Origin of the sequence: Parabacteroides faecalis (genome assembly GCF_022809355.1) — a bacterium.
GTDB lineage: Bacteria > Bacteroidota > Bacteroidia > Bacteroidales > Tannerellaceae > Parabacteroides > Parabacteroides faecalis.
In genome coordinates this window covers 67,964-90,281 of sequence record NZ_JAKZMM010000006.1, presented here as the reverse complement: position 1 = coordinate 90,281, position 22,318 = coordinate 67,964, and the positions used below count along the sequence as shown (strand labels likewise).

16 protein-coding genes and 1 tRNA gene are annotated in these 22,318 nt (G+C 42.7%); 12 read left to right on the top strand and 5 right to left on the bottom strand.

The genetic code is table 11. The annotated features are described in order from the left end of the window. The first annotated feature begins 8 nt into the window (after positions 1 to 8). Genes MUN53_RS03585 through yidD form a run of 5 tightly spaced genes read left to right on the top strand, consistent with a single transcriptional unit; the run spans position 9 to position 3,147 of the window. Positions 9 to 1,022, top strand: coding sequence for an ATP-dependent 6-phosphofructokinase (locus tag MUN53_RS03585; protein ID WP_243323441.1), 1,014 nt, complete (start codon positions 9 to 11; stop codon positions 1,020 to 1,022). Between the two features lie 43 nt (positions 1,023 to 1,065). Next, on the top strand, positions 1,066 to 1,788 hold the full coding sequence (locus MUN53_RS18380) for a DUF4271 domain-containing protein (protein ID WP_394803031.1): 723 nt from the start codon (positions 1,066 to 1,068) through the stop codon (positions 1,786 to 1,788). Further along, entirely contained in the window at positions 1,785 to 2,537 is a 753-nt protein-coding gene (locus tag MUN53_RS03580) for a uroporphyrinogen-III synthase (protein ID WP_243323475.1), read from the top strand. The genes MUN53_RS18380 and MUN53_RS03580 overlap by 4 nt, the downstream gene beginning before the upstream one ends. A gap of 2 nt (positions 2,538 to 2,539) precedes the next feature. After that, positions 2,540 to 2,929, top strand: coding sequence for a ribonuclease P protein component (gene rnpA / locus MUN53_RS03575; protein WP_022454501.1), 390 nt, complete (start codon positions 2,540 to 2,542; stop codon positions 2,927 to 2,929). Beyond that, complete coding sequence (gene yidD / locus MUN53_RS03570; protein ID WP_243323440.1) at positions 2,926 to 3,147, top strand: membrane protein insertion efficiency factor YidD; 222 nt, start codon at positions 2,926 to 2,928, stop codon at positions 3,145 to 3,147. Before rnpA ends, yidD begins: the two co-directional genes overlap by 4 nt. Before the next feature lie 44 nt (positions 3,148 to 3,191). Here the strand turns inward: yidD and MUN53_RS03565 are convergent, their stop codons facing one another. Then, the gene (locus MUN53_RS03565; RefSeq protein WP_243323439.1) at positions 3,192 to 3,734 is read right to left on the bottom strand and encodes a GNAT family N-acetyltransferase; all 543 of its coding nucleotides are present in this window, start codon (positions 3,732 to 3,734) and stop codon (positions 3,192 to 3,194) included. 109 nt (positions 3,735 to 3,843) lie between these two features. On the opposite strand from MUN53_RS03565, the gene MUN53_RS03560 reads away from it, so the two are divergent. The 6 genes from MUN53_RS03560 (at position 3,844) to MUN53_RS03535 (ending at position 11,252) form a co-directional block, all read left to right on the top strand. Continuing rightward, complete coding sequence (locus MUN53_RS03560; protein ID WP_243323438.1) at positions 3,844 to 6,579, top strand: DNA gyrase/topoisomerase IV subunit A; 2,736 nt, start codon at positions 3,844 to 3,846, stop codon at positions 6,577 to 6,579. After that, a complete protein-coding gene (locus MUN53_RS03555) occupies positions 6,566 to 7,423 on the top strand; it encodes a DUF3316 domain-containing protein (protein ID WP_243323437.1) in 858 nt (285 codons plus the stop codon). Before MUN53_RS03560 ends, MUN53_RS03555 begins: the two co-directional genes overlap by 14 nt. 2 nt (positions 7,424 to 7,425) lie before the next feature. Then, complete coding sequence (locus tag MUN53_RS03550; protein WP_243323436.1) at positions 7,426 to 8,445, top strand: S41 family peptidase; 1,020 nt, start codon at positions 7,426 to 7,428, stop codon at positions 8,443 to 8,445. A 68-nt stretch (positions 8,446 to 8,513) separates the two neighbouring features. Then, positions 8,514 to 8,595: transfer RNA gene (locus tag MUN53_RS03545), tRNA-Leu, on the top strand. 70 nt (positions 8,596 to 8,665) lie between these two features. Then, on the top strand, positions 8,666 to 9,571 hold the full coding sequence (gene bla / locus MUN53_RS03540; protein ID WP_243323435.1) for a class A beta-lactamase, subclass A2: 906 nt from the start codon (positions 8,666 to 8,668) through the stop codon (positions 9,569 to 9,571). Between the two features lie 721 nt (positions 9,572 to 10,292). Then, positions 10,293 to 11,252, top strand: a complete 960-nt coding sequence (locus MUN53_RS03535; protein ID WP_243323433.1) for a hypothetical protein — start codon at positions 10,293 to 10,295, stop codon at positions 11,250 to 11,252. Positions 11,253 to 11,451: 199 nt separating this feature from the next. Here MUN53_RS03535 and MUN53_RS03530 read toward each other — a convergent pair whose 3' ends face one another. The 4 genes from MUN53_RS03530 to polA form a co-directional block, all read right to left on the bottom strand. Next, positions 11,452 to 14,052, bottom strand: a complete 2,601-nt coding sequence (locus tag MUN53_RS03530) for a hypothetical protein (protein WP_243323431.1) — start codon at positions 14,050 to 14,052, stop codon at positions 11,452 to 11,454. Positions 14,053 to 14,058: 6 nt separating this feature from the next. Next, positions 14,059 to 15,510: a TlpA disulfide reductase family protein gene (locus MUN53_RS03525; RefSeq protein WP_243323429.1), complete on the bottom strand. Its 1,452-nt coding sequence runs from the start codon at positions 15,508 to 15,510 to the stop codon at positions 14,059 to 14,061. Between the two features lie 469 nt (positions 15,511 to 15,979). Next, positions 15,980 to 18,391 (bottom strand): hypothetical protein, encoded by a 2,412-nt coding sequence (locus MUN53_RS03520; RefSeq protein WP_243323427.1) that lies wholly within the window; start codon positions 18,389 to 18,391, stop codon positions 15,980 to 15,982. Positions 18,392 to 18,436: 45 nt separating this feature from the next. After that, the gene (gene polA, locus MUN53_RS03515; RefSeq protein ID WP_243323426.1) at positions 18,437 to 21,205 is read right to left on the bottom strand and encodes a DNA polymerase I; all 2,769 of its coding nucleotides are present in this window, start codon (positions 21,203 to 21,205) and stop codon (positions 18,437 to 18,439) included. 101 nt (positions 21,206 to 21,306) lie between these two features. Between polA and MUN53_RS03510 the strand changes: the two genes are divergently transcribed. Next, a complete protein-coding gene (locus tag MUN53_RS03510) occupies positions 21,307 to 22,278 on the top strand; it encodes a polyprenyl synthetase family protein (protein ID WP_243323424.1) in 972 nt (323 codons plus the stop codon). Positions 22,279 to 22,318 lie beyond the last annotated feature (40 nt).

Sequence of the window (22,318 nt, the reverse complement as noted above, 5' to 3'; positions counted from 1 at the left end):
ATAACTCTATGAAAATCGGAATACTCTCATCGGGCGGCGATTGCCCAGGTATTAATGCTACGATCCGTGGTGTCGGTAAAACAGCCATCACCCATTATGGGATGGAAGTCATAGGCATTCACGGTGGTTTTTCAGGTCTGCTAAACAAAGACACAGAAGTATTGGACGAACACAGCCTGTCCGGAATCTTGAATTTGGGAGGTACCATCTTAGGAACTTCACGGGAAAAAGGATTTCGGGAAATGCTCACCTCCGTCGATCAGGAAAAGTCACAGTGCATCATTCAGGCCTATCAGGAATTAGGACTGGATTGTTTGGTTTGCATCGGTGGTAACGGAACACAGAAAACGACAAATCTATTGTCTGAACATGGATTAAACGTAATCGGCTTACCCAAAACGATCGACAATGACATCTGGGGAACCGAGATTACTTTCGGTTTTGATACGGCTGTAAACATTGCTACCGAAGCCATCGACCGCCTGCACTCAACGGCCAGTTCACACAAACGGGTCATGTTGGTAGAAGTCATGGGACATAAAGCCGGTTGGATAGCCTTATTTGCCGGCATGGCCGGAGGAGCCGATGTTATTCTTTTGCCGGAATTGGGATTCAATCCGGAAGTAGTCAACGAAGCCATTCGCGAACGTGCCCGCAAAGGGAAACCCCACTCGATTGTCGTAGTAGCAGAAGGCGTAAAACTACCTGACAAGCGAAAGGCTACCGACTTCCTGACAAAAGAAATCGAGGAAGCGACCGGTATCGAAACCCGTAAAACAGTATTAGGATACATCCAACGAGGAGGCAATCCTTCTCCTTTCGACCGAAACTTGGCCACTCGTCTGGGTGGATATGCCACCCAACTGATAGCCGACAAGCAATTCGGACGAATGGTATGTATCAAGGACGGAGAAATCAGTTCAATCCCATTAGCCGAAGTTGCCGGTAAATTAAAACTCGTCACACCGGAACATGATCTGATCATCCAAGGGAAAAGAATGGGGATTTCTTTCGGAGTATAAATGGAAAGCGTACCTTTGTACCCAACTTTATAAATCAGTCAGCATGTTTGAAGGGTATGTAGGTATTCGTTTATGGAGCGGACAGTTGATGGAAGACGTTTGGTTCTCCATCCTGTTTGTTCTGTTTTTCTTATTCGCCATCCATGCGCGTATTCATGTCAAATCATTTATCAAGGTATTCCGGAATCTCGGATTCAACACATCCGGAAAAAGCAGTAATACAGACCTGTCGATTTATTACAGTAAATCGTTGCATTTCTATTTAATATTCCAAGCCCTGGCTCTTTCTTCATTAGCGATTACACAAGAAGCCTACTATCTTGGATTTCTGAACAATATAGATAAAGAAAAACTATTACTTGTCGTCGTCTCTACGTTTTTATCGGTGCTGGTCTTTTACCTGATACGCCGTATCATCTATTACCTGCTTATCTATACTTTCAGTCGGCAAGAGGTTTATCGACAATGGGTTATCATATATAATTCTCTTATTAGTGTATGGGGTATTTCCCTATACCTTCCAATTATCGGGATGAGCTTCCTTGGGAATTATCATTTTTGGGCCGTCTGTTTATTCATTATTTTCTATATTCTATTCCGTTTTGCAATAATTTATAAGTCGATACGTTTATTTTACATAAAAAAGTTCGATTTATTCTATTTAAGTTTGTACCTTTGCGCCCATGAAATTTTGCCCCTTTTAATAGCATATAAGGGCTTTGTTTTTTTGTATAACTTTATCGAGAAAAGTGCTTTATGGCATTGAATATCAAGAGACTATTAGTATCACAACCCAAGCCGACATCGGAGAAGTCGCCATACTTTGATCTAGCAGAAAAATATGGAGTGGAAATCGAATTTCGTCCATTTATCAAAGTAGAGCCTTTGACATCAAAGGAGTTTAGACAGCAAAGAATATCTATTTTAGATTATTCTGCTGTAGTATTTACTGCTCGTACAGGTATTGATCACTTCTTCCGTTTGTGCGAAGAGCTTCGTGTAACTATTCCGGAAACCATGAAATATTTCTGCATGTCGGAATCAATTGCTGTATATTTACAGAAATATATTGTTTATCGCAAGCGTAAAATATTTTTTGGCGCCAGTGGAAAACTGGATGATTTGATTACCATTATAGCCAAACACCCCAAAGAAAAATATTTGGTTCCAGTTTCAGATGTTCATAAAGATGATCTGAGATTAAAACTTGAAGCTAAAAAGATCGATTTTACGGAGGCTGTTATGTATCGTACGGTAAGTAACGATTTCAAAGCTGACGAAAGTTTCGATTATGACATGCTTGTATTTTTCAGTCCGGCAGGAATTTCTTCTCTTTTGAAGAATTTCCCTAATTTCAATCAGAAAGACATTCGTATCGGATGTTTCGGACCGACAACAGCCAAGGCTGTAAAAGATGCGGGATTACGTTTGGACGTAGAAGCTCCTACACCAGAAGCTCCATCCATGACAGCTGCTTTGGAACAATATTTAAAGAAAGAATCAGGAAATAATTGATAATGACAGATCGCAGGTACACTTTGTCGAAAGCCGAACGCCTGTCGAGGAAACGTGACATTGACCTTCTTTTTGCGGAAGGACAGTCGTTCATCGCTTATCCTTTACGGGTCGTCTACACGGTTATAGAAGAACAACGAAGTGTACCTGCGTCTATTTTAATCAGTGTCTCCAAAAAGAAGTTTAAAAGAGCCGTCAAGCGAAATGCCGTCAAACGCCAGATCCGTGAAAGTTACCGGATCCGCAAGCAGGCGCTTTTTGAACCATTGCAAACGACAGGCAGGTATTTGGCGATTGCCTTTATCTTCCTGGAAAAAGAATTGGCATCCTACGAAACCATGGAAAAAGCCATGGAAAAAGCCATTCGTCTGTTAGGAGAGAAAATCCAATGAAAAAGTTCCTGACGAGCTTGTTGCTCATTCCCATTTATTTCTACAAATACTGTATTTCACCACTGAATCCACCTTCTTGCCGTTATACACCAACTTGTTCGGAATATGCCGTTCAGGCATTGAAGAAACACGGACCGTTCAAAGGTCTTTATCTGGCAATCAAACGTATCTTACGCTGCCATCCTTGGGGAGGAAGCGGATATGATCCCGTGCCCTGATAAAATTCCTGGCAGACTAATGATTCATCTACCAGGAACAGTACTTACGCTTGTAAAAGTTTCAACGGTTCTTTATAGACTTTTTCCTTGATCAGCCGGATACATTCCTGAATATCCGAATGTGGACCTGTACCTAAAATCCATAGCGGGCAACTATCTTCCTCTTTCCGATAAGAAGGCTGCACATAATCTTTATAAATCACCTGAAAGCCATTTCGCTCATAAAAACCGATGCGTCGGACAGCCATCGCTTCGACAGCCGGTTCAGCTTCCAGTATCTGTAATTTCGGAAGATGATTTTTCCAATAATCCAGAATCTGCTGACCGATCTTCCGATTTCTCATTTCCGGAAAGACAGCCAGATGCTCCATGTAATAAAACTCACCCAAATCCCAGAATACGGACAATCCACATAATTCTCCATTCTCTTCTACTGCGTTAAACGACATCTCCGGAACGGTCTCAATCATCCGGAACAGTTGTTTTTCGTCTCGACGTTCTTCCTCCGGGAAAGAAAGAATGTACAAATCCATCAACCGGGATAAATCCGGGTCATTCACCTGTGTAATTCGTCTCAGTTGTATCATAAAAAACTATTTTAGTGCTCAAATATAGCCAAAAACCTTGAATAATTTTGTATATTTACACCCAGTTTATTAAAATGGGTAAATTGAAAGGAAAGCCAGAATAATAGATATGAGACCTGAAGACATCGATAAAAACAACATATCCGAACAAGACGAGCCGAGCACAAACGAAGCCCAAGAAACATCGTCTCCAGCAAATGAAGGAAATGAAATCAGTGAAGAACATTCGGAATATAAAATACCAGATAAATCATCAGACCGAATCACGCATCATCTTTCCGGCATGTACCAAAGCTGGTTTCTCGACTATGCTTCGTATGTGATACTGGAACGCGCCGTGCCTCATATCAATGACGGATTAAAACCAGTACAGCGCCGTATCTTACATTCCATGAAGCGACTGGACGATGGCCGTTATAACAAAGTGGCTAATATCGTAGGTCATACCATGCAGTTCCATCCGCATGGCGACGCTTCCATCGGAGATGCGCTGGTTCAATTAGGGCAAAAAGATCTGTTGATTGACTGTCAGGGAAACTGGGGTAATATTCTGACGGGCGACAGTGCGGCTGCACCTCGTTATATTGAAGCCCGCCTTTCCAAATTTGCCCTGGAAACGGTATTTAATCCGAAGACAACCCAATGGCAAGCTTCCTACGATGGCCGCAATCGTGAACCGGTTACGCTTCCGGTCAAATTTCCTTTGTTACTGGCCCAAGGTGTAGAAGGAATTGCCGTCGGCCTTTCATCCAAGATTCTTCCGCATAACTTCAATGAACTATTGGATGCCTCTATTTCGTACCTGAAAGGAGAGGAGTTCGCTTTGTATCCGGATTTCCAGACAGGAGGCTACATCGATGTCAGCAAATACAACGATGGCGAACGGGGCGGATCAGTCAAAATCCGGGCCAAGATCAGCAAACAGGATAACAAGACACTGGTAATCTCAGAGATTCCGTACGGAAGAACGACCTCTTCGCTCATCGAATCAATCTTAAAGGCAAACGACAAAGGCAAGATCAAAATCAAGAAAGTAGACGACAATACTGCCAAGAACGTAGAAATTCTGGTACATCTGGCGCCCGGCGTATCGTCCGACAAGACGATTGATGCCTTATATGCCTTCACCGATTGCGAGATCAGTATTTCTCCCAACTGCTGTGTCATCAAAGACGACAAGCCGCATTTCCTGACCGTAAGCGATGTATTAAAACATTCGGCCGACAATACCTTGTCGCTGCTGCAAAAAGAGCTGGAAATCGAAAAAGGAGAATTAGAAGAGACCTTGTTCTTTGCTTCTTTGGAGAAAATATTCATCGAGGAACGCATCTACAAGGACAAAGAATTCGAACAGGCTGCATCGATGGACGAAGCAATCGCTCATGTAGATATGCGTCTGACTCCATTTAAGCCCAATTTCATCCGTGAGGTAACCCGAGATGATTTATTGAAGCTGATGGAAATCAAAATGGCCCGTATCCTGAAATTCAATACGAAGAAATGTGAAGAACAGATCCTGCAAATCCAGACTGACATTGCCCGCATTCAGGATCATCTGGCTCATATCGTGGATTACACAATCCAATGGTTCCAGATGCTGAAGGACAAATACGGCAAGCAATATCCTCGTCTGACGGAGATCCGCAACTTCGATACCATTCAGGCAACTAAAGTGGCCGAAGCCAATGAGAAATTATATATCAACCGGGCAGAAGGATTTATCGGAACTTCCCTGAAGAAAGATGAATTTGTATGCAACTGTTCAGACATCGATGATATTATCATTTTCTACCGTTCCGGTATTTATAAGATTGTCAAGATATCAGAAAAGATGTTTGTCGGAAAGGATATTATCTATCTGAACGTATTCAACCGCAACGACAGCCGGACAATCTACAACGTGATTTACCGTGACGGCAAGATGGGTTCTAACTTCATCAAACGTTTTGCCATCGTAGGCATTACACGCGACCGGGAATACAACCTGACCAAAGGAACAGAAGGCTCGCGTATCTTGTATTTCAGTGCCAATACCAACGGAGAAGCCGAAACGGTAAAAGTAATCTTGAAACCAAAACTACGCCAGAAACTGCTGATGTTCGAAAAGGACTTCAGTACGATTGCTATCAAAGGCCGCGGATCAATCGGAAACACTCTGACGAAAGCCGAAATCCACAAAGTGGTATTAAAGCAACGGGGAAGTTCGACTTTAGGCGGACGCATGGTTTGGTTTGACCGGGATGTATTACGACTGAACTACGACGGAAGAGGAGAAGAATTGGGCGAGTTCCAAAGCGAAGACCAGATTCTCGTGATCCGCCGCAATGGAGAATATTATACGACCAACTTTGACCTAAGCAATCACTACGAAAGTGATATCCTTGTCATTGAGAAATTCCAGCAAACCAAAATATGGACAGCAGCTTATTATGAGGCAGAACACAAAGCACCTTATCTGAAACGTTTCTTTCTGGAAGCCGGAAACCGGAGGAATCTATTGGGTGACAACCCGAAGAACAGCATATATCTGCTGACCGACGAATGTTATCCCCGCATTGAAATTATCTTTGGCGGTATTGACAGCTTCAGAGAACCGCTCATTGTTGAAGCCGAAGAGTTTGTCGTTGCCCGAGGCGTTAAAGCCCGAGGAAAACGACTCACGACACATCAGGTAGAGACCATCAACGAACTGGAGCCAACCCGATATCCGGAAACTCCCAAAGAATCAGAACCGGAAGAAACGGCCGAACCAGAAACCGTTACTACCGAAACACCCGAAAATCCGGAAGATGTAAGGGATGAAATTATGGGACAGATGAAGTTATTTAAAGATGATGATGTATAAAATCCTTACTTGCCTGTTGCTGTTGTTCTTTGCCAATCCAGTCTTCTCGGAGGAAGGAGAGAAGCAAGAACCTATCAATACGGCAACACTTATAGGTATTGGCGGATATAACCTGATGGATACATATCTGACGCCCGGAAGCCGGATTCCTTATACTGGCTGGGGTATTCGTGTGATGAACGAACGGATGAAGATGACTCGTCTGGCAGACCATCGTATTTCACGCCAACAAGTCTTCAATGCAGATATAGCCAGTACGCAAAACGGAGCAGGCACGACACAAGCTTTCAGCGGCTTTTTGGATTATACGTTGGGATATCACTATCACTTCAATCCGGTTCCGGCTTTAAAACTGCTGGCAGGTGCCTCTGTGCACGCCATGGGCGGATTTATCTATTGTGTCCGATCCAGCAATAACCCGGCTTCAGCCAAAGCAGATCTCGATCTGAATCTGTCGGCGCAAGCGATCTATAATTTCCGAATACGGAATTATCCGCTCACTTTGCGGTATCAAATGGAAATACCTTTCATCGGGATTCTTTTCTCTCCTCATTACGGACAATCTTACTACGAGATATTCGACCGCGGAAATAAATCGGGAATCGTTCCGTTTACTTCTTTCCATAACAAACAGGCCATGAAGAATTATGTGACCATCGATTTTCCCATCGGGAAATTCACTTTCCGAGCAGGTTACCTGAACAGTTTATACTATCTGGATGTTAACCAGATTCAGAGTCATATCCGGTCACATTCCTTCGTCATTGGTTTTGTGAGAGAATTTATATCTTTTGGCGGTCGGAAAATGCAACAGGAATCAAAACATAACAGCGTATTTTATTGAAGATGAAACAGTGGTGGTTGATGTTGAGTTTGCTTGCTTCGTTTTTCCTTGCAGCCTGCAAGGATACAGACGAATATACCGTAGATCCACGGACGAATTTTGAGGCTTTGTGGAAAATACTGGATGAGAATTATTGCTTCTTCGACTACAAACAGGTGGACTGGGATGAGGTTCATGACCGCTATTCGGCCCAACTGACGGATACTATGAACCAATTTGCCTTATTTGATCTGATGGGAGAGATGCTGGCTGAGCTGAAAGACGGACATACCAATCTGTATTCCAGCTTTGATGTAGCACGATATTGGGACTGGTATCAGGATTATCCGCCCAATTTTTATGATGATCTGAACGAGCTTTATTTGGGAAAAGACTATAAAATAGCCGGAGGCTTGAAATATAAGAAAATGCATAATGACCAGATTGGTTATATCCGTTATGCCAGTTTCTCAAGTGGCATCGGTGAGACGAACCTTGATTATGTACTCTATCACTTCAAAGACTGTAAAGCTTTGATCATTGACGTACGCGACAATGGAGGCGGAGTACTGACCTATTCAGACCGGTTTGCCTCACGATTTACCGAGGAACAAGTCTTAAAAGGCTATATCCAACATAAAACAGGCAAAGGACATCAGGATTTTTCCGAGCCTTATCCTGTTTATTTGGAACCAACTTCTTATATTTGTTGGCTGCGTCCGGTAGTTGTATTGACCAACCGTTACTGTTATAGTGCCGCCAATGATTTCGTACAAACCATGCGGATCTTTCCGCAAGTGACCATTATGGGCGACAAAACGGGTGGCGGAAGCGGATTACCGTTTAATTCCGAACTTCCGAACGGCTGGCAGGTACGTTTCTCAGCTTGTCCGATGCTTGATCCCGATAAGAAACTGACAGAATTCGGAATCGATCCGGACATACAGGTAGAGATAACAGAAGAAGATTTAGCACGAGGTGTGGATACGATTATAGAAAGTGCTATTCTGTATTTGCAAGGAATTATCGACAAAGACCAATAATTGGAAGCAAATTTGGCGGAAAAATTTGTTTTTACAGAAAAAAGCATTACTTTTGTAACCGATTTCAAGCGGCTGTGGTGTAATTGGTAGCCACGTCAGACTTAGGATCTGATGCTTCACGGCGTGGGGGTTCGAGTCCCTTCAGCCGCACAACAAACTCCTCGTAAACAATTTTGTTTGCAAGGAGTTTTTTTTATAGCTATAATTAATTACTGAGGTTATGAGAAGAGAGTCAAAATGTATTTTCTTATTCGTCTGTTTCTGTTTGTTGGCCTTTTTAGGAAAAGCACAGACGAACGACTTGGGCGCACGATTAAAAGAGACACTTGCCGGGAAAGCTGCCACGGTAGGAGTAGCCGTGATTTTCAACGGCAACGAGTTGATAACGGTTAATAATATGTACCGGTATCCGATGATGAGTACTTTTAAATTTCATCAAGCCTTGTCGGTGCTGGATTACCTCAATAAGAACGAAAAAGACCTGAATACCGAAATATTGGTCAAGCAATCACAGCTTTTGGCAAATACACACAGTCCGATGCGAGATGCCAATCCGAAAGGAAACTTTACCATGAGTGTCGGAGATCTACTGAAATATTCGCTGATCGATAGCGATAACAATGCGTGCGACGTTTTGTTTGATCTGATTGGCGGTCCGAAAGTAACCGAAAAATACATTCATAAGTTGGGTATCGAAGATGTAGCCATCTCGCAAACCGAGTCATTGATGCATGCCAACCCAGACAATTGCATGTTGAACTGGTGTAAACCGTCATCGGCAGTCTTGCTGCTGGAAACATTCCTGCAACAACCGATATGCAACAAAAGCCAAAAGCTATTTATCCAACGGGCTATGGCCGATTGCAGCACCGGAAAAGACAAGTTGAAAGCCGGATTGCCGAAAGATGTCCTCCTGGCACACAAAACCGGTAGTTCCGATCGGAATGAATACGGCTACAAAATAGCCGACAACGATATGGGTTTCGTCGTTTTGCCTAACGGACAATATTATACCATTGCCGTATTTGTGATGAACTCGCGCGAATCAGACAAGAAGAACGCCCGGATCATCGCTGATGTATCCCGTGTTGTCTATGAATATTTTGTTGAGCACTATAAAAAATAAGCCTATTAACATTAATTATATACGAAAGACTTGACTAGTCTATTGACAAAGCGTACATTTGCAATGTGGTTTTTTCATAATAGTATTAGATTTAAGGTTAACAAAGTTTGATTAGGGGTTGTCGTGAGACAGCCTTTAATTGTTTTAGGCCCTACCGAAACACTTTTTCCTCTTTCCAAATCCATTTTCAAGACTTCATTTTACCGCGTTATCGGGATTGAATATTCCTTTCCGATTGATTTGTCATGCAAAAACTATGACCTTTTAATTTTTTGACAGATGTGCTAAAGCTTTTCCATATTAGTCAAAAAGCTTTAGCACATATATGGAAAAGCTTTACGACAGTTGTCAAAAAATTAATTGATAACGAGAAACAGGGCTAATACATTGCTAAAAGTATTGATATTTTGATTATCTGATATTTAGATATATCCATATATTAAGGGGAAATACCTTTATATCTATATTTTTGAATTGATCCTGAATAATAAGAGTTTATTAATCAACATTATTTGTAATGTATTAGCCATACAACGAGAGTATAGATTATTGTCAAGAAGTCAAGATATTTGCAGAATTCATCTGCTTTATAAGATTTTTTCATAATTTTGTATTCAGTGAATACAGTAATTTTTGTCTATAACATACAAAGTGAAACAAATTGCACTATTCACCCTATTTACATCTACTTATTTTCAATGAACTAACTCTAAATAATGCAATGAAGAAAAAGACAAAACGTAATTTGATTATCGTGGTAACATTGATAGTCTTAATTGGTGCAGGAGTTGCTTGGTTTGTTTATCCGTTTGTTCGTTATAGTTCGCATATACTTGCCTACCGTTCAACCCTACCGGAAAATGCGTGCTATCAATCTTCGATTCAATACAGCAAAGAGGGCTGGTTTTTGATTGATTGTATCATTAACGGCACGCATAAAGTTCCTCTCCGCATTGACACACAAGCAACAAGCCTTATGCGTGAAGATTCCATTCATACATATAACGGTGAATACTGGGGGAATTTGCCGATTAAAAGCACCAATGCGTATCAAGAAGAATACTCTCCTGAGTTGTACACATTTACTTCCATTTCTTTTGGTAAGACAAGCATCCAAGAGCCGATGTTTAATAGTATCCGTAAGGATAATATAATATATGACGTGATAGGTGAAGGCATTTTCGGAACTGATCTGTTGGCTATCGGCACATGGAAATTTGATACGGAAGCAGGCACGATGACTCTTTTTCATTCCAATAACAAAGACTTGCTGACAAAGGAGACCGTAGGAATGATCCATTTTCCTCAAGGTCTTCGCGAAGATTCCATTTCGATTTATATGGAAGGAGTAAATGAAAAAGTATGCTTTACGCTCGATTTGGGCTATACAGGAGTATTGGAGATAAACAACGCGCTTGCAGATCGGCTGAAAACACATTTCCATTACGAAGAAGAAATCAAACAGCATGGAAAAGAACTAACAGATACACTCACTATTTTCAAGATTCCTGTTACGGTTGCCGGGACTCGTATAGATTCTTGTGAGGTAGTGAACAGTCGAGTAGTGAATGCTAATTATATCGGAGCCCAATTTATGCACCGTTGTAATTTTGTATTACATTATTCTCTCAATGAGCATGGTAAACCGAACAAAGACCTATATCTGAAAGTGAGAGAATAATTGATTAAAGAACGACTTTTAATTGTATGATAAAAAGATTTTCATTATTTATTCCGTACACAGTCTGTTTACTTTGCGTACATAATTATTTGGATTATAAACTTCAACACAGAACAGCGGAAAGCTTTAGAAAAGATAAGTGAAAAGATTATTATCATATCTCATACACCCATGGATAAATAAACTTTCCACATTATAATCACTGCTGGAAGACTCCAATTTTGCCATCTTCCGTCAGAGTTTCAACCGTGATCCGTGGAGATTGGCAACGACTGTTGTTGTAAAAACGGATAAAAGCCTTTCCCTTTTCATCCGTTGGCAGTGCCGGATTCCAATAAAGGGTACGACGATAATCATTTTCTTTCGGCAGTACGCGATAATCGGGCTGATAGAAGTCTTTTACTTCACTATATCCTTCCAGCCAGGTTTTGCGCACACCTTTCCCGCCTTTCACCGAGATTTGATCTTCCGGATAAGTTTCGATCAAGACAACACACCGATATAACTTATCAATATTCATCGGAGTAAAACGCGGATCGGCATACCGGCAAATCGTTCCATAGTCTTCGCTGATATAAACGGATTTGATCGCCTCTAAAGGAAGCAGGCGATATTTATTATAATCCATTTCATTATGATAAGTACGTTCGTAATTGATCGAAAAGAGTACCATTTTTCCCTTATAGAAAAGATATTCCTGCCCGCTTGGACTATGCATCCGATAGAACTCCGAGTTCATATTGATCATCAGTTCATGAATATCATCGCCGATAAAACCATTACGGTCTTGAATATCGTCTATTTCGGAAGCAACATCATAATAAGCAATCGACTTGGTCCGGGCTTTATAAACTTCGGCTGCTTTATCCTGCTTCTTAGCCTTGACTACAACTTCATCGATACGATGAATCTTTTCGTCCATTCCTAGTTTCCGCAGAGAGTCTTCATACGTCTTGAACAACTGCTCCACACTTTCTTGCAGAAATACGGTATCATTCGGCAGTGTATCGGGCAAAGAGACCTTTTCATCTCCTGCAATATGTACCTGCAATTCTGCCATCGGATATTTCCGAGGCTCCGGATGAAACACCCGGTCCAGAACAATCCGATGATCTTTCTTCTTTCCCTTCTCAGAAACGGAAAGAATCAGATTCCACTTTCCTTCCACCTGAGAAATGAAAGAGAATCTTCCCAAACTATCCGTAGTAAAAACATCAAAGTAAGGTGTATGCTGATTCGTCGGATTGTCTTCTTCGCCTCGTTTCGTCAGAAAAGAAGTTACTTGTACATCCGGACGTGGCTTACTGCGAACCATCGAAACGACCTGACCGTGCAATTCGATTCCCTGCTCCGGCAAATACTTCAGCTCAAACGGTTCCACACCAGCCCAATGTTTCCATTCATAACGTCTCCAGCCTTGTACCATCAACAATTCATCCAATGCCCGACGATGTAACGTATCATCCGACTCAAAATACCAGGAAGGGCGGCGCACATAACCTTTGATTTCCGACATCAGCAACAGATCCGTCAACATCGAATGCCTGTTTTCCACTTCTTCCCAGCCGTCCCGAACCGACACCGACAAGGGCGTTTGTACCGGCTTTCCTTGTGAATCGTTCACCTCGAAAGAAATACCTATTGAATCATACGGAAGATACTGTTCTTTATCCGTCCGAACAGCCAACGACAAGGTATCCGGCTTCCCGACAAAAACCAGACGATCTGCCAAAACCTGTCCGGCTTTATCAAACAAGACCAATTGAGACACACCTGCCGGTAAATTCTTCTTATCCAATCGGAAAGAGAAAGGTTGATTTCTCTTGACCGTCAGCATGCAGAAATTATATAATTTACCCCGGCTCATAACTGCCATTCCCAATACCTGAGCCGGCGTAAAACGGTTCTTCTGTACCGTAATAGCCAAGCTATCCGGACTACTTAGATTGTCTACCGAAAAAGCGAAGCCCTGTTCTTGAGCTTCCGGCAAAGAGAAGCGATATTTCTTATCCTGCCAAACCACTTCCGCCTTCCCTTCTTCCGTATCAGCTACATAGGTAAAAACACCTTTTCCTTCGTGGCCTGTCCGGAAAGTCGAAACAACCTCTTTCTCTTTATTCAAGATACAACCGGAGATATCCACCGGATTACCGAAAGCATCGGTCGCTTCAAAGGCAACCCGCACCGGAACATCACGAATCAACGTTCCTCCTTCAGGATAAAAGCGGAGATTCAGTTTCTTTTCTTTCTTGGTTTTTTCCCGTTTCTGCGGATACTTTCCCGGATGCCGGCAAATTTCTTTTTGGGTATAATCGCCTTCCGAATCCGGTTTGTCGAACACCGGGAAAATACGAGAGAAGATGGTTGCCTCTCCAAAGTTCAACATATATTTGGTATAAGCACGCATCTCATAAAAACCGGAATAGAAAGGCAATTGCGTCAACGTAAAATTCCCCTGACAACGGCCGTTTCGGATTGGTAAAATCTGTCTGGAAACAATCTCGCCTCCGGGATTCAATAACTCCACATACAACGTCTTACTCCACGCTGTAGGCTGATTAAATTCGGAAGTCACGACATAACACTGAAACCAAATCGGATCACCTTGGTAATAGCTGGTATTATCAAAGTGTAGATACACCTTTTCCTGAGGCAAAGCCTTTCCGAATTGTTCCAAAGCAGAGGCAAAACCTTGTAAGCGGACAGCAATACTGTCCGGAATCGAATGTGCACCAACCGAAATAAACCAGCACGACCCCAGCAATCCAATACCTCTTCTTATGAGCCTACGTAAAAACATCGTCGTTTATTTAGCTGCTTCTTCCAATTGTTTCTTCAACTCATCCATCTTCTCCGGCGAAGCCGCTACTTTCTGACGGATCTTTCCGTCTTTGCCAATAATCACACAATGTGGAATATACAAGGCGCCATTCGAACCAAACGTATCATAAATCTCCTGCTTGAAAGCCTCTTGAATGCGGACATGTTCCCCTTTCAAATCATAATGAGCAGCCATCTTCTTCCATTTCTCCTCAGCCTCCGGATTATCAATTGAGAGATACAGCAAAACAATGTCTTTCTCCTGAGCATATTCCTGTAACGGTTTTACAAAGGCAAATGAATCACGACACGGACCACACCATGTTGCCCAAATATCCATAAAGATCACTTTTCCTTTATACGGTGCAATTATATCCTGGAAAGTTTTTGCTTGCGAGACATCCGGGAAATGAATATCTTCCGGAATCCGGGTTTGATTAAATGCCCGGTTCTTTTCCATTGCTTCCTGTACCAACGGTTGCCAGAGAGTTTCCGGATATAATTGCAGGAAACGTTCGGCATAAACCGGCATCTTCGGATCGTTCATCTGCCTTTCCTGATCTTCCAAGAAAAGCTGGGCCATAGCTGCTTCTTGTGCCTTGCCCTGTAAACGATGTTCAAAACTGTAATACATCAAACCAATACTATTTTCTACACCTTCCGGCATAGGTTCCTGACGCATATAATATCGGATGCCTATTTCATTGGAAACCACATCATAAAAGGCCGGACTAAAAGTACTGTTCGGATTATCCAAGACGCAAAAGGCCGTCATCTGCTCCAACTCGGTAAACCACTCCTGCCTTGTTGCTTCCGATGTCCGATAAAATGCACCCATCGTCTGGTTCTGAAAAGCCAGTAACAGCTGCATCCGTATATCTTGTCGGGCTTTTTCCTGCAAGTCTTTATCCAAACCTGCCAATTGCGACTCCATAGAAGCTGCATCATCTTTCAGCTTTTGGGCAACAGATGTCGCAACCGTATCTTTAGCTATCTGCCAACGGTCGCCACGGCGGGCACGCAAATCCCATACATCGGCATTCAGCTGATTAAGCAATCGAGAAACGGCAACTTCTTTTTCATCCACTCCTTGGATAGTCAAAGGTTCTTGCGCCGTTGCATCCACATCCAATTGTATTTTTCCTCCTTTCGATATAACCGAACCCAATACCGCCTTTCCATACCAAATGAAATTCACCCGTTCATTATCTTTGGCCGGTAAAGTCAATGTAAATGTACTATCGCTTTGGATTTGTAATGTATCTACCGTTTTCGAATTCATCATACCGGCAATAGATTGCTGATAAACGATCATCCCGCCGTTCAAGTTCCGTACGGTTCCGGTGATTTGGATTTCTTTCTGATCTGAACAAGAGAACAAGGTTGTTCCTAAAAGAAAAGCACAAACAGCCTTCTGCATTTTTCTACTTCCATTCATGGTATCTTTATTTAATAGTTCAAATTAATACTGCCACTCGTTTCAGGCAAAGGTAGTATTTACAAAAATAGAAAGAAAATATCCTCAGTATATATATATATATTATAATAGGTTAATAATTTGTTAATAATAAAGAAATCTTTATTCGCCCACGGCGAACATATATTCGACGGCGGAGATTATATATTCAGCGTGGGCGAATATATAATCAGCATGGGCGAACAAAATAGAATTCATCTATTCTTTCATTTCTTTTACAGAAAAGCCTTCTTTTGTATCAATCAGGCCTCAAAAAACAGTTCTAAAACCAGAATCAGATTTGTAGAATCTATTCCACTAGTTATAAAACTATTACAAGCAAAAATAGACAATTTAACCCCTTCAAAACTCGAAAATTCGGAAGCAACCTGACCGTCGGCCCGAAATACGCGAGTTTTGGAGGGGTTAAAATAGGGGAGAAGTAGTATGATTATTGAACCGTGATCTTCTCAGGAGTTCCTTTTGTGATGTAACGGATGATTACATCTACCGGATCTTCGCCCAACGATTCACAAGAGAAAGAGACAGCCGACGAACCCGACGGAATATGGGAGACACCTTCCGGTTGGACTTCTTCGATTACATTATAATTCTTATCCGTCACGACTGCCTTCCCATCGAACGTATAAAGCAAGTACTGCCGGTCGGAAATTTCACAAGGGAATTTGATCACACCATTCGGAGTCGTAAACTTCGGATCTTTGATCGTACCATCGCCATCCACTTTCAGGCGGATTGCAAACGGACCTTCGTAAGGAGTCGTCCACGACCAATCCGAACCGCCCGGTTGTCCCGGTTGCATTTCTCCCAAGTTACAGGTAAAATGTTTCGAGATATACAATGGATACAGGTTAAAGTTCTTCTCATCCAATTTCTCCAGATGCCATTCCGTCAGCGGATCACGCAGGCGAGCCTTCTGTTCTTCAGTGAAAGCCTGCTGCTCGCGCAGATAATCCCAATCATGGATAGCTTGCAACAAACGGTCGATCTGCCCATGACGACGGAATGTATTGCTGCGAATCGTCATACCATAACCCGCATCAAAGCCGGCTGCTTCCGACATGGCCCATTCCAGATCTTCCAACGATGTACATTCCTGCCGGCGATCGGCCAGACGAATCAGGAACCAACCCAACATTCGTGGGAAAAGATTCCGCTGATAAAAGGCCTGATTCTTGATACGGCTTTCTACTTGTCCGGTACGCATGGCTTCGCCCCAAGGTTCACCCCAATTGGTATAAGTATGAATATGCCATGTGTTATGACTTAGTCGGCTCGCATCATTGCGTAACGGATGATTGACCTGATTAAAGAAACGGGTTACAAAACGAGACATCGCATATTCATCCTGCCCCGTATAAGAACAACCTTCCAAACCATCGAAAGAGATCTGACAAATACCGGTCTTGTTCATAATCTCAGCCAGACGATCGGAGAAAGCATCCTGTAAAGTAAGATCCGGAAACAAGGTCTTATAAGGATAATCCCACAATTTATACAAAGGCTGTTTAACATCATGCGCAGCTGCCGTTGTTCCCCAAGCGCCACGCTTACAACCTTTCAATAACATCTGCCCGCCCTTATCTTCTACAGAGCCGAATGAAATTAACTCATCCTCGATCTGCAGCGCATTCAAGGTCAATGGCATGGCAAACAGTTCCGATTTCTGAATCAGGATATCCGTTTGTTCCGAATTGATCGGAGAGACCAAAGTCAGTTTTCCCTGTTTCAGCAAATGTTTGGAAGGCACAGGTGTCACATAAGCATCATTCGTTGTCGTAAAGTTACTCAGCGTATGCACGCCGACACCGATGCCCAACGCCTTTGCTTTATCAACCATCTTCTTGACTCCGGCATCACCTTCAGCCGCAAAATTAGGATTCCAGTTAAAGTGTCCCCAATCGAGGAACGGTCCTTCGTGATAGACATAATCAAAGCCGGCAATCTGCGCCTTTGCCAAAGTCTGATCAAAGTTCTTCTCGGTGAAATCGGAGATTAAATACGATTTCATCGATTCACGAGACATCTTTGCCCATTCTCCGTTCAGCATCGGGTGGGGAAGACCTTCAGCCACTTCGATCTCACCAATCCTTTCCAAAGCATCCGCCTGCTTACAACCGAACAGTCCGACAGCAGCCCCTTTAATCGGACCATCTTCTCCTTCTACCGGCAATGTCCACGACTGTTTGATTTGTTGTACCTGGCGGAATTCTTCCCGGTCACGACGTCGGGCAGCCAACTGGAAAACAGTTCCGTCTGTTGTCTTCGTAGCAGCCTGTTTATATCCCAACAACGTACTAACCGACAAAGAAGTCGGTTCACCTGTATAATTAAACTGTTCGGCAATTGATTCCACATATCCGTCCGGAATACCAGCTGTCGTCTTGATATTCAATGCCTGCATACCAAAAGCCAAACCATCACCTTGAGCCACACCTACCACTTCACCTACGACATCGTCAATCTTAACACCTACCGGGCCAAAGACTAACACATCATATTGCTGTGGAACCGATACGGCTTCCAACCGAATACAAGCATCCGATTCTTTATATCGCAAAGTGATCTTCCCGCCATCAGCCATCGTCAGCTTCAATTGATTGCCCGAAGCCTTCATCGATGTCGGTAAAATCATTTTTCCATCCGTACCAACCGAGACCACAGGATATTGTTTCCCCTGTAAAATCTCTTGCTGGTTTACCTGAATAGAAGCATAGTATCCTTGTTCGTTCAATGTAATTTGCGCATCGCGCGTCTTCAACAGCTTGTCTTGTGCCTGCAAACCTCCGGCCAACAACAAACCAAGGAGCAGCCATCTGCCCCGACATACCCAGTGTTTCATTCCTATTATAATTTAAGTTACGTGTTTCTTTACATCTACATTGACTTAATGTGCTTCCAGCCAGTTTTTCCCTTCACCGCAATCCGCAATCAAAGGAACCCGAAGTTGCAGGACATGCTCCATACAATCCAAAACGATTTCCTTAACGCGGTCAAACTCTTCTTTCCGTACATTAAAGTTTAACTCATCATGTACCTGCAGAATCATCCGGCTTTTCAGATGTTCCGCTTCAAACCGCTGATGAATTCGGATCATCGCCAACTTGATAATATCAGCTGCACTTCCCTGTATAGGCGCATTGATTGCATTTCGTTCGGCATAGCCACGTACAATCGCATTATGCGAATTAATATCCGGCAAGAAACGTTTCCGCTTGAACAAGGTTTCAACATAACCTTTTTCTTTGGCTACACGAATACTCTCTTCCATATATTCTTTAATCCGGGGATAAGTCTGGAAATAACCATCAATCAATTCCTTGGATTCCGCTCTTGGAATACTGAGCCGTTCGGCCAGACCAAAGACAGAGATTCCATAGATAATACCGAAATTGGCCGTCTTAGCTTTCCGACGCATGTCGCTGGTGACTTCTTCTACCGGAATACCATAAATCTTGGCAGCCGTAGCAGCATGAATATCTGCTCCGCTACAAAAGGCTTCTACCATGTGTGGATCATTACTCAAATGGGCCATCAAACGTAATTCAATCTGAGAATAATCGGCCGAGAAGAAAATACAGTCATCATCGTCGGCAATAAAAGCTTTCCGGATCTCACGCCCCAATTCATCCCGCACCGGAATATTCTGCAAGTTCGGATTGGTAGAACTCAATCGTCCGGTAGCCGTTACAGCCTGATTGAACGAGGTATGAATCTTTCCGGTTTCCGGATGAATCAAAGCCGGCAACGCATCGATATACGTACTCAGCAGTTTCTTGATTCCACGATATTCCAACAACTTGTCAACGATCGGGTGTTTACCCCGAATCTTTTCCAAAACTTCTTCACTGGTACTATAACCACCGGTTTTAGTTTTCTTCGCCTTTTCATCCAGTTTCAACTTATCAAACAAGATCTCACCGACTTGTTTGGTGGAATTAATATTGAATGATTGCCCGGCCAAATCATAAATAGATTCTTCCAAAGCAGTCAGCTGCTGGCTCAGGACTTCTGATGACTGTTTCAAGGCATTTGTATCCAGTTTCACACCCGTTGCTTCCATTTCTGCCAATACATAAATCAAAGGCATTTCCATCTCAAAGAACAAAGATTCCAAACCTTCTTGTTTCAGCAATGGAGCAAAGTAATGTTTCAACCGTAATGTCACATCCGCATCTTCAGCTGCATATTCCTTAATCTGTTCGATCGGAACTGTCCGCATAGAAGCCTGTTTCTTCCCTTTCGGACCAATTAGATCTTCAATCGGAACCGTTTTATATTTCAGATAAGTCTCCGCCAGATAATCCATGCCATGACGCAACTCCGGATTCAGCAGATAATGAGCGAGCATCGTATCGAATAACGGACCTTTCACCCGAACGCCATACTTCCGTAAAGCCAAGATATCAAACTTGATATTCTGACCGACTTTCTCAATCTCCGGATGTTGTAAGGCAGGAGCCAACCGAAGAACAATATCAGTTGCTTCTTCCCGATTTGCCGGAACCGGAACATACCAGGCTTCCTGTTCCCGAATAGCAAAAGACATACCGACCAAACCAGCCGTCAATGGATCCAGACCTTCTGTTTCCGTATCAAAGGCAAACGATTTCTCCTGTAACAACTGCTCACATAAAGCGATTTGTTTCTCTGCCGTATCTGCCAGATAATAGGAGTGAGGCATCGTATTGATATCTGCCAATGAAGAGACTTCCGATTCTACCACAGGTTCGGTAGCAAATAAGTCATATTGAACCGCGGCTTTAGGCTCTTTGGAAGAAGATACCACCGAAGATTCGCCTTTAAGCCGGTTAATAAAAGTCTTAAACTCCAACTCTGTATAAAGTTCAACCAAACGGTCCTCGTCTGGTGCGACCCGCTTACACAGTTCAGCATCAAAAGTAATCGGCACATCCGTCTTGATCGTTGCCAGAAACTTGGAGAAACGGATCTGCTCTACATTCTCTTCGACTTTCTTCTTCTGCGCACCTTTCAGTTTATCCGTATTTGCCAACAGATTCTCGATCGAACCAAACTCGGCTAACAGCTTCTGCGCCGTCTTCTCACCAACACCCGGACAACCCGGAATATTATCAGCAGTATCACCCATCAGACCGAGCAAATCAATGACTTGTTCCGTCGACTGCAACTGATATTTTTCCAATACTTCTGAAACGCCCAATACTTCATAATCGCCACCAAACTTCGGACGATACATATAAATATGATCTGCAACCAACTGCCCATAATCTTTATCGGGAGTCATCATATAGACTTCAAATCCATTCGCTGCGGCCTGTTTAGCCACTGTTCCGATCACATCGTCGGCTTCATAATATGGTACTTCCAGAATTGGAATATGATAAGCCTGAATGACCTCTTTAATGACAGGAACCGACTGACGGATGACTTCCGGAGTTTCTTCCCGTTGTGCTTTGTACTGTTCAAATGCTTCATGACGGAAAGTCGGACCTTTCGGATCAAAAGCGACAGCGATATGCGTAGGTTGCTCACGCTTCAGAACATCTTCCAATGTATTGATAAAGCCAAAAACGGCAGATGTATTTACACCCTTAGAGTTGATCCTTGGATTTTTGATAAAAGCGTAATACGAACGATAAATCAATGCATACGCATCTATAAGGAATAGCTTCATTACTTTTAACAGGTTTTTTGATGTGACAAATCTCGGTAAATGTACAAAAAAAGTCGCTTACTCGATAGTTTTTGTTACTTTTGCGCATCGTTTATTCAAATATGATAGATAGAAGTATTATAGAAAAGCCTGTAGCCGCAGAATTTGCCCGTTTCAATGATGAATTTGAAGCATCATTGAGAAGTGACACGCGCCGTCTTCAAGCTGTTATAGACCGGATCCTGGCATCAACCGGGAAGCATATTCGTCCTTTATTGGTCTTATTGGCAGCCAAAGCTTGTGGAAATGTAACTGAAAGCACCATCAACACCGCAGTATTCCTGGAGCTTCTGCATACTGCTACCCTAATACATGATGATGTGATTGATGAGACTAAACAACGTCGTGGCGTTCCTTCATTAAATGCTATCTTCGATAACCGTGTAGCTGTGCTGACGGGCGATTACGTCTTGTCTTCGGCATTAATCCGTTCTATCCAGACCGGCAATCTCCGAATTATCGGAATCGTATCTAGTCTGGGAAAAGATCTTTCAGAAGGAGAAATCAAACAAATGGAAAATGCCGATGAAAGCATCGTGGATGAAGCTTGCTATATGCAGGTTATTTATAAAAAGACAGCAACTCTGTTAGCGGCCTGCACCACGATCGGTGCTATTTCTGCCGACGCTTCTGAAGAAAATATCCAATTGCTGCATGAATTTGGTGTCAATTTAGGCTATGCCTTCCAGATCAAAGATGATATATTCGATTACTTCCATGAACTGAATATCGGGAAACCGACAGGAAACGACATTCGGGAAGGAAAAGTAACCTTGCCTTTATTGCATGCACTTAAGCAGGGTGGGGAAGAAGCTTCCCGTTTTCTCAACATCATTCTGCGGAAAGACTTCACCGATGAGCATATCGAACAGCTCATCTCATTTGCCAAAGCTAACGGAGGCATTGAATATGCTGAATCAAAGATGCAGGCTTATTACCAACAGGCCGTAGATATTTTACAGAAACTACCGAATTCACCGGCTAAAGAAGCTCTTGAGAATTTAGCGAAATACGTTATTACACGTCAGAAATAAGAAAAGAGGCATAGAAGTCAGCAACAACATTCTATGCCTC

Excerpts from the sequence above, each read along its gene's own strand:
- MUN53_RS03585 (WP_243323441.1), top strand. The coding sequence starts at position 9 with ATGAAAATCGGAATACTCTCATCGGGCGGCGATTGCCCAGGTATTAAT.
- MUN53_RS18380 (WP_394803031.1), top strand. The coding sequence starts at position 1,066 with ATGTTTGAAGGGTATGTAGGTATTCGTTTATGGAGCGGACAGTTGATG.
- rnpA (WP_022454501.1), top strand. The coding sequence starts at position 2,540 with ATGACAGATCGCAGGTACACTTTGTCGAAAGCCGAACGCCTGTCGAGG.
- yidD (WP_243323440.1), top strand. The coding sequence starts at position 2,926 with ATGAAAAAGTTCCTGACGAGCTTGTTGCTCATTCCCATTTATTTCTAC.
- MUN53_RS03565 (WP_243323439.1), bottom strand. The coding sequence starts at position 3,734 with ATGATACAACTGAGACGAATTACACAGGTGAATGACCCGGATTTATCC.
- MUN53_RS03560 (WP_243323438.1), top strand. The coding sequence starts at position 3,844 with ATGAGACCTGAAGACATCGATAAAAACAACATATCCGAACAAGACGAG.
- MUN53_RS03555 (WP_243323437.1), top strand. The coding sequence starts at position 6,566 with ATGATGATGTATAAAATCCTTACTTGCCTGTTGCTGTTGTTCTTTGCC.
- MUN53_RS03550 (WP_243323436.1), top strand. The coding sequence starts at position 7,426 with ATGAAACAGTGGTGGTTGATGTTGAGTTTGCTTGCTTCGTTTTTCCTT.
- bla (WP_243323435.1), top strand. The coding sequence starts at position 8,666 with ATGAGAAGAGAGTCAAAATGTATTTTCTTATTCGTCTGTTTCTGTTTG.
- MUN53_RS03535 (WP_243323433.1), top strand. The coding sequence starts at position 10,293 with ATGAAGAAAAAGACAAAACGTAATTTGATTATCGTGGTAACATTGATA.
- MUN53_RS03530 (WP_243323431.1), bottom strand. The coding sequence starts at position 14,052 with ATGTTTTTACGTAGGCTCATAAGAAGAGGTATTGGATTGCTGGGGTCG.
- MUN53_RS03525 (WP_243323429.1), bottom strand. The coding sequence starts at position 15,510 with ATGAATGGAAGTAGAAAAATGCAGAAGGCTGTTTGTGCTTTTCTTTTA.
- MUN53_RS03520 (WP_243323427.1), bottom strand. The coding sequence starts at position 18,391 with ATGAAACACTGGGTATGTCGGGGCAGATGGCTGCTCCTTGGTTTGTTG.
- polA (WP_243323426.1), bottom strand. The coding sequence starts at position 21,205 with ATGAAGCTATTCCTTATAGATGCGTATGCATTGATTTATCGTTCGTAT.
- MUN53_RS03510 (WP_243323424.1), top strand. The coding sequence starts at position 21,307 with ATGATAGATAGAAGTATTATAGAAAAGCCTGTAGCCGCAGAATTTGCC.